Below are 12,711 nucleotides of genomic sequence, written 5' to 3'. Positions count from 1 at the left end.
CGTTGTCTCGCCTCCGGCTGGCCGAAAGGGACTGGAAGTGGCCACGAACAGGACGCATCGCGTGACCATGAGTGATGTGGCCCGCCACGCGGGTGTCTCGCGGACCACGGTCTCCTTCGTCCTCAACGACAAGCCCGGTGCCGCCATCCCCGAGGAGACCCGTCGGCGGATCCTGGAGGCGATCGACGAGCTCGGCTACCGGCCGAACGCCGGGGCGCGGGCGCTGGCCGCGAACCGCAGCGGGTGGTTCGGGCTGATCACCGAGATCGTGACCGGCCCGTTCGCGGGCGAGGTGATCACGGGCGCACAGAGCCGCGCCTGGGGTGACCGGAGGTTCCTGCTGATCGCCGCGAGCGAGGGCGACCCCGCCCAGGAGGCTGCCGCGCTCGACCAGATGCTGGAGCACCGGGTGGAAGGGCTGCTGTACGCCACGACCTGGCACCGGGCCGTCACGCTCCCCAAAGCCGCCCGGGAGGTCCCGACGGTGCTCGTCAACTGCTACGACGCGGAAGGCGAGCTGCCATGCATCCTGCCCGACGAGGTGTCGGGCGGATACAAGGCGACCCGCCGGCTCCTGGACGCCGGTCACACCCGCATCGGGTTCATCAACCTCGACCCGGCGATCCCGGCCGCCATCGGCAGGCGCGATGGATACGAACGTGCCCTGCGCGAGGCCGGGATCACCCCCGACCCCTCCCTCGTCGTCCCCGGCTGGGCGACCGCCGACAGCGCCTATACCGCCGCCTGCGAACTGCTGGACCGCCCGGCCGGCGACCGGCCGACCGCGCTGTTCTGCGGAAACGACCGGATGGCGATGGGCGCGTACGACGCGATCAAGGAACGTGGGCTGCGCATCCCGCACGACGTGGCCGTGGTGGGGTTCGACAATCAGGAACTCATCGCCGCCTATCTGCGGCCGAAACTGACGACGCTCGCCCTGCCCTTCGAGGCCATGGGCACCAAGGGCATCGACATGCTCGCCGCTCTCGCAGCGGGCCAGCCGCTCGACGCCCATCAGGTGACGATCGACTGCCCGCTGCTCGAACGCTCGTCGGTCTGACCGCTAATCAGTCCGCCGAGGAATCCCATCCCGTCTTCGCCCTGTGTGTTGAAGAGAGGAAAAGAGTCTCCATTATGGCACCCTCCCGCATACCTTCACGGCGGCCCCGAGCCGTCCTGAGAGCGGTCACCGCGACCGCCGCCGCGGCCCTGGTCCTGTCCGCCTGCGCGGGTGGCTCGGGCGCCGCCGGCGCCGGTGACACCTCCGGCAACCAGCTGCTCAACATCCCGCGCGAGGATCTGGCGACGTTCACGCGCAACTTCAACCCGCTCTCCCCGCAGGCCGCCCCCATGACCCTCCAGGCGGTCTACGAGCCGCTGGCGGTGCACAGCATGGCGGATGCCAAGGACACGCCGTGGCTGGCCACCAAGTGGGAGCAGGCCAAGGACGGCAAGTCCCTCACCTTCACGCTGCGCGACGGCGTCAAGTGGTCGGACGGCCAGCCGCTCACGGCCGACGACGTCGTCTACACCTTCGAGCTCCAGAAGAAGGTGCTGGGCGGCTTCGACTACCTCGACAAGGTCACCGCGGTCGACGCCCACACGGTGAAGTTCTCCCTCAACAAGCCCTTCTCGCCCGCCTTCTACGAGATCAGCGGCCACTACATCCTGCCGAAGCACATCTGGTCCAAGGTGAAGGACCCGGCGAAGTTCACCAACCCGAACCCGGTCGGCACCGGCCCATACACCAAGATCGAGAAGTTCCAGAGCCAGTCGTACGAGCTGCGCAAGAACCCCAAGTACTGGCAGCCCGCGAAGCAGCAGATCGCCGGCATCCAGATGCTCGCCTTCTCCGGCAACGACAGCGCCAACATCGCCTTCACCAACGGCGAGGTGGACTGGACGCAGTCGTTCATCCCGGACATCGAGAAGTCCTTCGTCGCCAAGGACAAGAAGCACAACCACTACTGGTTCCCGGCCACCGGCGCCATGATCAACTGGCAGCTGAACACCACCAAGGCCCCCTTCAACGACCCGGCCGTGCGCAAGGCGCTCAGCATGGCCGTCGACCGCGACCAGATCACCAAGGTCGCGATGAACGGCTACGCCGAACCCGCCGAGTGCACGGGCCTGGCCCGCACCTACGACAAGTGGCGCGACAAGGATCTCGCCGCGTCCTGCGCCTGGACGAAGTACGACACCGACGCGGCGGCCAAGGCCCTCGACGCGGCCGGCTACAAGGAGAGCGGCGGCAAGCGCAAGCTGAAGAACGGCAAGGCCTTCACGCTCGACATCTCCGTCGGCTCCGCCTCCTCCGACTGGATCTCGGTCGCCAACATCATCAAGCAGAACCTCGCGAAGGTCGGCATCACCGCCACCGTGAAGACGCCCGACTGGTCGGCCGTCCAGTCCTCGTACAACACCGGCACGTTCGACACCGGCATCGTGTGGAGCAACAACGGCGCCACCCCGTACGAGTACTTCCGCAGCGTGATGTCGACCAAGATGGTGCAGCCGGTCCGCAAGCAGGCCACGGAGAACTACCACCGCTTCGGCGACAAGAAGGCCGACAAGCTCATCGACGCTTTCGCCGCCGCCACGAGCGAGAGCGCCCAGCGCAAGCAGATGAACGGCCTGCAGAAGCTGTACAACAAGGACGCGCCCGTCGTCCCGCTGTTCACCGGCCCCGAGTGGGGCGCGTACACGGACGCCCGCTTCACCGGCTGGCCCACCGAGAAGAACCCGTACGCCACCCTCGGCAACCGCAACGGCAGCACGATCCTCGTGCTCACCTCGCTGAAGCCCGTCAAGGGCTGACGCCGCCCGCGGACCGGCGGCCGTCCTCCTCACGGACGGCCGCCCCCGCGCACCGAGCCACACGTTCACCCCCCACTGACAGGGAGCGCAACCCGTGCGTCTGATCCTGCGCAATCTGGGGTTCTATCTGCTCGCCTTCTGGGCCTCCGTCACCCTGAACTTCGTTCTCCCGCGCTTCATGCCGGGCGACCCGGTCTCTCGGATGTTCGCGCAGGCCCAGGGCACCATGCAGCCCGACCAGATAGCCCAGCTGCGGAAACTCTTCGGCCTCGACGACCGCCCCCTCTGGGAGCAGTACGTCTCCTACGTCAAGAGCGTCTTCACCGGCGACCTCGGCATCTCCATCACCCGCTTCCCCACCCCGGTCTCCGACGTGATCGGCTCGCAAATTGGCTGGACCCTGCTCCTCGGTGGCGTCGCGCTCGTCATCGCGGCCGTGCTCGGCAACCTGCTCGGCATCGTCGCCGCCTGGCGGCGCGGCGGCGTCCTCGACTCCGCCTTCCCGCCCCTGCTGATCTTCGTCGGCTCGTTTCCGTACTTCTGGCTGGCAATGGGCGCGCTGTACCTGTTCGGGGTGAGTCTCGGCTGGTTCCCCATGCGGCACGCCTACGACGTCGGTCTGATTCCCGGCTTCAACGGCGAGTTCCTCTCGAATGTCGCCACCCACCTGGTGCTGCCGGCGCTGACTATCGTGCTGGTCTCCATCGGCGGCTGGATGCTCGGCATGCGCAACACCATGATCGCCACGACGGCCGAGGACTACATCATGATGGCCGAGGCCAAGGGGCTCAGCCCCTCGCGGATCATGTTCCGCTACGCCGCCCGCAACGCGCTGCTGCCTTCCGTTACCAACTTCGGCATGGCGCTCGGCTTCGTCGTCGGCGGCGCGCTGCTCACCGAGGTCGTATTCGCCTACCCCGGCATCGGCTACCAGTTGCTGATGGCCGTCCAGGGCCTGGACTACCCGCTGATGCAGGGCATCTTCCTGACGATCACGGCCGCGGTGCTGCTCGCGAACTTCCTCGTCGACCTCGTCTACGTCCGCCTCGACCCGCGCGTCCGCGTCCGCTGAGGAGGTTGCCGACATGACCGCCATCGAAATCGCGACGGCCACCACGCCGACCATCCCCGCACGCACGTCCCGCCGGCGTGGACTCCTGCGCCAGCTCATCGACAGCAAGAAGGCGCTGGCCGGGCTGATCCTGCTCGCTCTCTTCGCGCTGCTCGCCCTGCTCGCACCCGTCCTGGCACCGGGCGACCCGTCACTCATCAACTCCTCGGGCAGCCAGGCACCCTCGGCCGCACACTGGCTGGGTACGACAGTCAAGGGACAGGATGTGCTCGCCCTCACCCTGTGGGGCGCGCGCAGCTCCCTCTTCGTCGGCTTCACCGTGGGCCTTGTGGCGACCGGCGTCGCCATCCTCGTCGGCCTCGCGGCCGCGTACTTCGGCCGTATCGTGGACGACGCGCTGACCCTGGTCACCAACATCTTCCTGCTGCTGCCCGGCCTCCCGCTGCTCATCATCCTGGCCGCGTTCCTGCCGCCCGGGACCTCGACCGTCATCCTGGTCCTCGTCGTCACCGGCTGGGCGGGCTCGGCCCGGGTCCTGCGCGCGCAGGCCAAGTCGATCCGGGGCAAGGACTTCGTGGCCGCGGCCGTCGTCACCGGGGAACGCCCGCTGCGGATCATGTTCCGCGAGATCCTGCCCAACATGGCGTCCGTGGTGATGACCACGCTGCTCGGCTGCGTGATCTTCGGCATCGGTGCCCAGGCCGGCCTGGAGTTCCTCGGCCTCGGCGACAGCAGCGTCGTCAGCTGGGGCACCAACCTGTACTGGGCCAGCAACGACGGCGCGCTGATGACCGGCACATGGTGGGCCTTCATCCCCTCCGGACTGTGCATCGCGCTCGTCGCCTTCGCGCTCGCGCTGGTCAACTACGCGGTCGACGAAATCACCAACCCCAGGCTGCGCAGCCGCCGTGCCCGGCGTGAAAGGAGGGGCTGAGCCATGGAACCCGTACTTGAGGTGAACGGCCTGCGCGTCGAATACCGCGGCGACGGACGCACCGTCGTGGGTGCCGACGACGTCTCCTTCTCCATCGGCGCCGGAGAGATCTTCGGCCTCGCCGGAGAATCCGGCTGCGGCAAGTCGACCATCGCCAACGCGGTGATGCGACTGCTGAAGCCCCCTGCGGAAATCACCGCGGGCAGCATCCGCTTCCAGGGCCGCAACGTCCTCGCCCTGGACGCACGCGAGCTGCGCGCCTTCCGGTGGCGGGAGATCGCCATGGTCTTCCAGTCGGCGATGAACTCGCTCAACCCCGTCCTGACCATCGGCGAGCAGATCGTCGACATCTTCACCACCCACGAGAAGCTGAAGAAGCGGGCCGCGCGGGAGCGGGCCGGCGAGCTGCTTCAGATGGTGGGCATCGACCCGGGGCGGCTGAAGGCGTACCCGCACCAGCTCTCCGGCGGCATGCGCCAGCGCGTCGTCATCGCCATGGCAGTCGCACTGCGCCCCCGGCTGCTGATCATGGACGAGCCGACCACCGCGCTCGACGTGGTCGTGCAGCAGGACATCATGGCGCAGATCCGCGACCTCCAGCGGGAGCTGGGCTTCTCCATCCTCTTCATCACCCACGACATGTCCCTGATGGTCGAGCTGTCGGACCGCATGGGCGTGATGTACGGCGGACGGATCGTCGAACTCGCCGGCGCCAAGGACCTGTTCGCCCATCCGCTCCACCCCTACACCGAGGCGCTGATGGACGCCTTCCCACCGCTGACCGGCCCGCGCCAAGAGCTCACCGGCCTCTTCGACGCCCCGCGCACCGCCGACAGCTGCGGCTTCCACGTCCGCTGTCCCGAGGACCGCTCGGACTGCTCCACGAACATCCCCGACCTGCGTGAGGTCGCGCCCGGCCGCTGGGTGGCCCGCAGCCCGGAAGGAGCCCCCCGATGACCGAACCCTTGCTGTCCGTACGCGGTCTGACCAAGGAATTCCAGGTCGGTACCGTCTTCTCCCGGCGCCGTGTCCGTGCCGTCAACGACGTGTCCTTCGACCTGCCGGCTGGTCGGATCACCGCCCTGGTCGGCGAGTCCGGCAGCGGCAAGTCCACCATCGCCCGCTGTCTCGCCCGCCTCGAACAGCCCTCCGCCGGACAGGTGCTGCTCGACGGCGAGGACATCCTGCGCACCGAGCGGCGCCGGGCGTCACGGGCGTACCGCCGCAAGGTCCAGATGGTGTTCCAGGACCCCTTCGGCTCACTCAACCCTGTCCACCGCATCGAGCACTTCCTCACCCGGGCTCTCGTCCTGCACGGCCATCAGGCCACCCCCGAGGCGCTGCGCGAGCTGATGGCAACGGTCGGCCTGACCGAGGACATGCTCCAGTCCTACCCGCACGAACTCTCCGGCGGCCAGCGTCAGCGCGTCTCCATCGCCCGCGCGCTGGCAGTGGAGCCGCGCCTCATCCTGGCCGACGAACCGACATCGATGCTGGACGTCTCCGTACGCGTCGGCGTGCTCAACCTGATGCGGCGCCTGCGAGACGAGCGGAACATCGCCATGCTCTACATCACCCACGACCTGGGCTCCGCCCGCTACCTCGCGGACACCACGATGGTCATGTTCGCCGGCGAACTCGTCGAGGGCGGCGACGCACTGGCCGTCATGGACGCCCCCGCCCACCCCTACACCCGCCTACTGCTGTCCGCCGTACCCGACCCCGAACGGGCCGGCAGCTACGACCCCGTCGAGCGCGCCAGGCTCCGCGAGGCGATCCTCAACCCCACGTCCTGCCCCTACGGCGACGACGGCACGTGCAGCCGCACCGAACCCGTCCGCCACATCGTCGGCGAGAACGACGGACAACCCCACTGGGTGCGCTGCCACCTGCGCGCACCCGCCTCCGACAGCGCCCGCCGCGTCCTCAAGGCCACCGACCGGCCGGACCGCGAGGCCACCGACGACACCGAGAAAGCGGAGACCACCGCCGCATGACCCATGACCTCACCCTCCCCTCCGGCAGCCACACCGCCGAGGGGCTGGCCCATCGCGCCCTGCGCGACCCCCACCGCCCCCGCTTCCACTTCACCTCGCCCGGCGGCTGGCTCAACGACCCCAACGGGCTGAGCCACTGGAACGGCGTCTACCACCTCTTCTACCAGTACAACCCGTTCGCCGCCGCCCACCACCGCATCCACTGGGGCCACGCCACCAGTATCGACCTCGTGCACTGGGCCGATGAGCCAGTCGCCCTGGTGCCAGGCTCGGACGGCCCGGACCGCGACGGCTGTTGGTCCGGTGTCCTGGTGGACGACGGGGGAGTGCCCACGCTCGTCTACTCGGGCAGGCACGGCGAGCGTGAACTCCCGTGCGTGGCTAAGGGATCGGCGGATCTGAGGTACTGGACCAAGGACCCGGCCAACCCGGTCATCGCCGCCCCGCCGGAGGGCATCGACATCACGGCCTTCCGCGACCACTGCGTCTGGCGGGAGGGCCAGGTGTGGCGCCAGCTGGTGGGCTCGGGCATCCGGGGCGTCGGCGGAACGGCCTTCCTGTACGAATCCGACGACCTGCGCAGCTGGCGGTACGTCGGCCCGCTGCTGACGGGTGACGCCTCGCAGAACCGGGACGAGCTCGACTGGACCGGCACGATGTGGGAGTGCGTCGACCTCTTCCGGCTCGGCGAGGACAAGGAGGCCGGCAGCACCGACGTTCTGGTCTTCTCCGCCTGGGACGAGGGCACCACCCACCACCCCCTGTGCTGGACCGGCCGCTACCAGGGTGACACCTTCACCCCGACCGCCCTCCAGCGCCTCGACTACGGCGGCCGCTACTTCTACGCCCCCCAGTCCACCCGCGACGAGCACGGCCGCCGCATCATGTTCGGCTGGCTCCAGGAAGGCCGGACGGACGAGGCGAACGCGCAGGCTGGCTGGTGCGGTGTGATGTCCCTGCCAAGGGTCGTCACGCTCGCCACGGACGGCGGCCTGCACCAGACCCCGGTACCGGAGCTGACCGAGCTGCGGCGGGCGCGCGTAGAGGTGGCTCCGGGCCGGCTGGCCGACCCGTACACCCCGCTGCCCGCCGTGCGCGGGGACCAGCTCGACATCGAGACGACGCTGCGTCTCGCCCCCGGAGCGACCGCCCGGCTCGTGCTCCGCGAGACACCGGACGGCGCGGAACGCACGGTCGTGGAGGTGAGCCGGTCGCACGACGGAACGGGTGGCACCCTCCGTCTGCACCGCGAGACCAGCAGCCTCGACCCGACGGTCGACACCGAACCCCGGTACGGCGACCTGTCGTTGGACCCCGAGGGCCGGGTCGAACTGCGCGTCCTCGTCGACCACTCCGCACTGGAGATCTTCGCCAACGGCCGGCCCCTCACCGCCCGCATCTACCCCACCCGCCCGGACGAGGCCGTAGGCGTCGGTATCGGTGCCGACGGCGATGTGGCCCTGGAGCGGTTCGACGCCTGGCAGATGGCGTCGGCCTTGACCGACGAACCCCGGCCGCTGTGGCCGTGACCGTCTTACACACGACCATGACCCGGGGTGGACGTCCCCCCGGGCCGTGGCCCCCTCCTGTTCTCATCAGGAGCTGCCATGAGCGTGTCCCGCCCTTGTATGAGCGCGAGCCTCGGCAGGGGTTTCGCCCGCCTCGTGCGCCATGTAGTGGGCACCATGTCCGAGTTGCCGCAGAGCCGGCATCCGGTGGAACGTTCAGTGGAGGCGTCGGGCAACCAACCCCGACGGATATCACGGTGGTTGGCTTGCTCGTCTCCCGGGCCGACGTCCTCGCCGTCGAGCTCCACTGTGCCGATTTTTGGCGTTGGCCGGCTGCATGGTGGGCAGGCTGGGCGTCGGTTCCTGCTTGCGCTCCGTGTACTGCCGCCCAGTAGAGTTCTTGATCGCGTACGCGGCAACGTGGCGTTCGCGGGCAGGGCACAGAACACGCAGGCCGGCATCCTCCACCGCGCCCAACGCCTGGCTCAAGCGGTGCCGCGGCCCTGTTCGGCGGGCTGCACCCCAATGTTCAGTGGGGGGTGTGGTGTCTGCCTTGCCAGATCTCTCGCCGGGCTTGCTGCGCTGCGGCTCGTGCACGTGGGGCAGGCAGGGGTGCCGCTGCGCTGAGGGGATGTCGCGAGAAACGGCGTGGCACTTCAGCTCTGTGGTGTTGGCGTCGGTGCTCGTCGTTCTCACCGCTGAACAGGCACAGCCCGAACCGCTGCCCACAACGGGCAGCACGGTCGGCATCGACATGGGCATAGCCAACTTCCTTACCGGCTCGGGCGGCGAGTTCGTACCCAACCCGCGTCACGGCCGGAAGGCCGCCGCGAACCTCGAAACGGCACAACAGGACCTCGCCCGGTTCGGCCGCGTCCGCCGCGACAAGCGCACCAAGAATCACCAGCGGGCCGTTGAACGTGTCGCCACCCTGCACCGCAAGGTCCGCCGACAGCGTCTCGACCACGCACACAAGACCGCCCTTGACCTGGTCCGCCACCACGACTTCATCGCGCACGAAGACCTCAAGATCCGCAACATGAGCAAAACGGTCGCACCCAAGCCGGATCCCGAGACGCCGGGTAGTTTCCTGCCCAACGGGGCCGCCGCGAAGAGCGGACTCAACCGCTCGATCCAAGAAGCCGGTTGGGAGGTGTTCCTCACGATCCTCACCAGCAAGGCTGAAAGCGCCGGTCGGGAAGTGATCGCCGTGGACCCCCGCAACACCTCCCGCCAGTGCCCAGAATGCGGGCACACCGCGAAGGAGAACCGGCCCACACAGGAGAAGTTCCACTGCGTCTTGTGCGGCCACTCCGCGCACGCGGACACGGTGGGCGCGATCAACGTTCTACGGGCCGGGCTGGTCCGTCGCAACGCCAACCAGGCATAGCGAGAAGCCCCCTCATCATGAGGAGGAGTCACGTTCAGGTCTACGCCGACACGGGCTGCTCGCCGGATCCGCGGACGATCAAGCGGGTGGGAACGGTGACGGTGCGGGCACGGGAGCGGTCGCCGTCAAGGCGAGACAGGGCCGTCGTCGCCGCTGCTCTGCCGATTTCCTCGGGGTCCTGGGCGACGACGGTCAGGGCCGGTTCGAGTACGTCGGCCAGTGAGACGTCGTCGAATGCGACGACCGCGACGTGCTTGCGTTTGCTGCGGGCGAGTTCGGCGACGATGCCCAGCGCCATGATGTTGTTGCCGGCGAACAAGGCCGTCGGGGGATCGACCAGGTCGAGGAGATGGGCGGCCGCCGCTTCGGCGCCTTGCTGATCGTGGGCGTTGGCGATGAGTGAGCGGTCGTACGGGATGTCGGCTTCTTGGAGGGCCGAGCGGTAGCCCGCCAGACGTTCCCTGCGCGTGTAGAGCTTGGCGGGGAGGTCTCCGACGAAGCCGATGCGCCGGTGGCCGTGGGTGACGAGGTGGGTGACGCCGTCGTGGGCGCCCGTGCGGTTGGAGCTGACGACGCTGTCCGTGGCCAGGCCCGACCCCGGACGGTCGATGAAGACGATCGGCAGACCCGTGGCACGGTGGGTCTTCAGATGGGCGTGGCCGGCGCCGACGGACGGCACGACCATCAGGATGCTGACGCGGCGGGCGAGGAACTTGTCCGTCAGCGCGCGCTCGCGGTCGGGGTCGTCCGCGGAGGAACCCATGAGAAGCGTCAGACCGCGGTCCCGGACGGTGTCCTCGATGCTCCTCGCGACGGCTCCGAAGAACGGGTTGGCGAGATCGGGGATGACCAGGCCGACCGTGGTGTCGGGGCCACCGACACGGATGTTGCGGGCCATCAGGTTCGGCTGGAAGCCGAGTTTGGTGACGGCGGCGAGCACCTGCTCCCTGGTCTGCGCCGAGGCGGGGCCGTCCTCGTTGAGGACACGAGAGACGGTCTTGGCACTGACGCCCACTTCCCGGGCGACGTCAGCCAGGGTCGGGCGGCGGTTCGCTGCCATGGAGGAGATGGCCCCCTTGCTCGTCGGTTCCGGCCGAGGGCCCGGCCGGAACCTGTGAGTGCTTTTAGTTGTGCGGTCAGTTGGCGCGGACCCCTGCGGCCTTCGCAGCCTTGGAATCCGCTACGACAGTATCCCCGGCGGCGTCGAGTGTGAGGGCCCCGGTCATGATGGCGACGACCTCGGCCATGGTGTAGTCGGACGGTTTGATCACCGCGGCGCGCCGGCCGAGGCGGTGGACGTGGATCCGGTCGGCTATCTCGAATACGTGCGGCATGTTGTGGCTGATCAGGACCACGGGCATGCCTTTGTCGCGGACCCGGCGGATCAGGTCGAGGACCTGACCGGACTCCTTGACGCCGAGGGCCGCGGTGGGTTCGTCCATGACGACGACGGAGCGCGCCCAGGCGACGGAACGCGCGACCGCGACGGCCTGGCGCTGCCCGCCCGAGAGGGTTTCGACGGCCTGGGTGAGCGAGCGCAGACCGATCTTGAGGTCGGCCATGTGCTCGGCGGCCTCCTGGCGCATACGCTTCTTGTCCAGCATGCGCAAGACGCTGCCGAGGACGCCGGGGCGGCGCAGTTCGCGGCCGAGGAACATGTTCGAGGCGATGTCCATGGAGGCGGCCACGGCGAGGTCCTGATAGACCGTCTCGATGCCGTGGGCGCGAGCGCTCTGGGGGCCGGAGAACTGGATCGGTTCGCCGTTGAGGCGTATCTCGCCCTCGTCGGGCACCACCGCACCGGTGAGGGCCTTGATCAGGCTGGTCTTGCCGGCTCCGTTGTCGCCGATGACCGCGAGGACCTCGCCGGGCAGCAGGTCGAAGTCGGCGCCGTCGATGGCGGTGACGTGGCCGTATCGCTTGACCAGACCGCGGGCCTGCAGGACGGGAGTGGGGGTGCTGGAGGCGGTCATCGGGCCCTCTTCCGGGAGATCTGGTCGACGGTCACGGCGAGGATCACCAGGACTCCGGTGATCAGCGTCTGGTAGATGGAGGCGACGCCCATCAGCTGGAGCCCGTTGCGGAAGACGCCGACGATCAGGACGCCGATGAAGGTGCCCAAGACTGATCCCCGGCCGCCGAAGAGGCTGGTGCCGCCGAGGACCACGGCGGTGATGCTGTCGAGGTTGTCCGTCTGGCCGGCCTGTGGGTCGCCGACTCCGGTGCGGGAGACGAGCAGCAGGGCGGCGATGCCGTACATGAGGCCCGCGACGGCATAGATGCCGATGGTCAGGCGGGAGGTGCGGATCCCGTTCAGACGCGCCGCTTCCTGGCTGTTGCCGAGCGCGTAGACATGCCGGCCCCAACCGGTGCTGCTCAGCGTGTAGGCGAGGAGGAGGAACAGGGCGATGGTGACCAGGGAGCCGTACGTGATGTCAGTGTGGCCGAGCGGGAACGTCCGCCCGAGAGCCGTCAGCGGCCCGGGCAGGTTGGTGATCGTCTGTTCCTCGGAGTAGATGTGCGTCAGGGCGAAGGCCACATTGAGCATGCCGAGGGTGACGATGAACGGCGGCAGCGGGATCTTCTGCACCAACAGCCCGTTGAGCAGCCCGAATCCCGCGCAGACGGCCAGGCCGAGCGCGACGGCGACGAGCGGGGGCAGCGCACCTTCGGCAGCCATCTTGGCGATCACGATGCTGCCGAACGCCATCACCGCACCGCACGACAGGTCGATGCCCGCCGTGAGGATGATCAGGGTCTGGCCGATGGCGAGGGTGCCCACGACCATGACCTGCTGCACGATCAGTGAGAAGTTGCCGCCCGTGAGGAACTGGTCGGTCGATACGGAGAAGAAGACGCAGGCCAGGAGGAGGGCGACCAGAGGGCCGGTGGTCGGTGCCGTGAGCAGTCTGCGGACTGTGGTCGGCGCCTTGAGCTCGGCGTACGGCGTGGTGGTGGCTGTCATGCGCAGTCCTTGTCGGAAGACAGAAGTT

General features: G+C 68.7%; 10 protein-coding genes and 1 pseudogene. 8 read left to right on the top strand and 3 right to left on the bottom strand.

The genetic code is table 11. The features are described 5' to 3' along the window. Positions 1-67: 67 nt before the first annotated feature. The 8 genes and pseudogenes from OG574_RS50125 to OG574_RS50090 form a co-directional block, all read left to right on the top strand. A complete protein-coding gene (locus tag OG574_RS50125) occupies positions 68-1,060 on the top strand; it encodes a LacI family DNA-binding transcriptional regulator (RefSeq protein ID WP_326779462.1) in 993 nt (330 codons plus the stop codon). A gap of 74 nt (positions 1,061-1,134) precedes the next feature. Beyond that, positions 1,135-2,817 carry an ABC transporter substrate-binding protein gene (locus OG574_RS50120; protein ID WP_326779045.1) on the top strand — a complete coding sequence of 561 codons (1,683 nt, stop codon included), beginning with the start codon at positions 1,135-1,137 and terminating at the stop codon, positions 2,815-2,817. A gap of 94 nt (positions 2,818-2,911) precedes the next feature. Beyond that, a complete protein-coding gene (locus OG574_RS50115) occupies positions 2,912-3,889 on the top strand; it encodes an ABC transporter permease (protein WP_326779044.1) in 978 nt (325 codons plus the stop codon). A gap of 13 nt (positions 3,890-3,902) precedes the next feature. Continuing rightward, on the top strand, positions 3,903-4,823 hold the full coding sequence (locus OG574_RS50110; protein ID WP_326779043.1) for an ABC transporter permease: 921 nt from the start codon (positions 3,903-3,905) through the stop codon (positions 4,821-4,823). Positions 4,824-4,826: 3 nt separating this feature from the next. Further along, on the top strand, positions 4,827-5,780 hold the full coding sequence (locus tag OG574_RS50105; RefSeq protein WP_326779042.1) for an ABC transporter ATP-binding protein: 954 nt from the start codon (positions 4,827-4,829) through the stop codon (positions 5,778-5,780). After that, the gene (locus OG574_RS50100; RefSeq protein ID WP_326779041.1) at positions 5,777-6,820 is read left to right on the top strand and encodes an ATP-binding cassette domain-containing protein; all 1,044 of its coding nucleotides are present in this window, start codon (positions 5,777-5,779) and stop codon (positions 6,818-6,820) included. The genes OG574_RS50105 and OG574_RS50100 overlap by 4 nt, the downstream gene beginning before the upstream one ends. Beyond that, positions 6,817-8,349, top strand: a complete 1,533-nt coding sequence (locus tag OG574_RS50095) for a glycoside hydrolase family 32 protein (protein ID WP_326779040.1) — start codon at positions 6,817-6,819, stop codon at positions 8,347-8,349. The genes OG574_RS50100 and OG574_RS50095 overlap by 4 nt, the downstream gene beginning before the upstream one ends. A 664-nt stretch (positions 8,350-9,013) precedes the next feature. Next, positions 9,014-9,718 (top strand): annotated as a pseudogene (locus OG574_RS50090) (RNA-guided endonuclease InsQ/TnpB family protein); the annotation flags it as partial. Positions 9,719-9,758: 40 nt separating this feature from the next. On the opposite strand, the gene OG574_RS50085 reads toward OG574_RS50090, so the two are convergent. The 3 genes from OG574_RS50085 to OG574_RS50075 form a co-directional block, all read right to left on the bottom strand. After that, positions 9,759-10,778 (bottom strand): LacI family DNA-binding transcriptional regulator, encoded by a 1,020-nt coding sequence (locus OG574_RS50085; protein ID WP_326779039.1) that lies wholly within the window; start codon positions 10,776-10,778, stop codon positions 9,759-9,761. Between the two features lie 76 nt (positions 10,779-10,854). Beyond that, the gene (locus OG574_RS50080) at positions 10,855-11,691 is read right to left on the bottom strand and encodes an ATP-binding cassette domain-containing protein (RefSeq protein WP_326779038.1); all 837 of its coding nucleotides are present in this window, start codon (positions 11,689-11,691) and stop codon (positions 10,855-10,857) included. Beyond that, a complete protein-coding gene (locus OG574_RS50075; RefSeq protein WP_326779037.1) occupies positions 11,688-12,683 on the bottom strand; it encodes an ABC transporter permease in 996 nt (331 codons plus the stop codon). The genes OG574_RS50080 and OG574_RS50075 overlap by 4 nt, the downstream gene beginning before the upstream one ends. Between the last annotated feature and the right edge of the window lie 28 nt (positions 12,684-12,711).

Source organism: Streptomyces sp. NBC_01445 (genome assembly GCF_035918235.1).
In the GTDB taxonomy this organism is placed as follows: Bacteria; Actinomycetota; Actinomycetes; order Streptomycetales; family Streptomycetaceae; genus Streptomyces.
The sequence above is the reverse complement of the archived record's forward strand: the minus strand, read 5'-3'. Positions and strand labels throughout refer to the sequence as shown.

What these genes read in the sequence shown, in the direction of transcription:
- OG574_RS50125 (WP_326779462.1), top strand. Translation starts at nt 68, where the DNA reads ATGAGTGATGTGGCCCGCCACGCGGGTGTCTCGCGGACCACGGTCTCC.
- OG574_RS50120 (WP_326779045.1), top strand. Translation starts at nt 1,135, where the DNA reads ATGGCACCCTCCCGCATACCTTCACGGCGGCCCCGAGCCGTCCTGAGA.
- OG574_RS50110 (WP_326779043.1), top strand. Translation starts at nt 3,903, where the DNA reads ATGACCGCCATCGAAATCGCGACGGCCACCACGCCGACCATCCCCGCA.
- OG574_RS50105 (WP_326779042.1), top strand. Translation starts at nt 4,827, where the DNA reads ATGGAACCCGTACTTGAGGTGAACGGCCTGCGCGTCGAATACCGCGGC.
- OG574_RS50100 (WP_326779041.1), top strand. Translation starts at nt 5,777, where the DNA reads ATGACCGAACCCTTGCTGTCCGTACGCGGTCTGACCAAGGAATTCCAG.
- OG574_RS50095 (WP_326779040.1), top strand. Translation starts at nt 6,817, where the DNA reads ATGACCCATGACCTCACCCTCCCCTCCGGCAGCCACACCGCCGAGGGG.
- OG574_RS50085 (WP_326779039.1), bottom strand. Translation starts at nt 10,778, where the DNA reads ATGGCAGCGAACCGCCGCCCGACCCTGGCTGACGTCGCCCGGGAAGTG.
- OG574_RS50080 (WP_326779038.1), bottom strand. Translation starts at nt 11,691, where the DNA reads ATGACCGCCTCCAGCACCCCCACTCCCGTCCTGCAGGCCCGCGGTCTG.
- OG574_RS50075 (WP_326779037.1), bottom strand. Translation starts at nt 12,683, where the DNA reads ATGACAGCCACCACCACGCCGTACGCCGAGCTCAAGGCGCCGACCACA.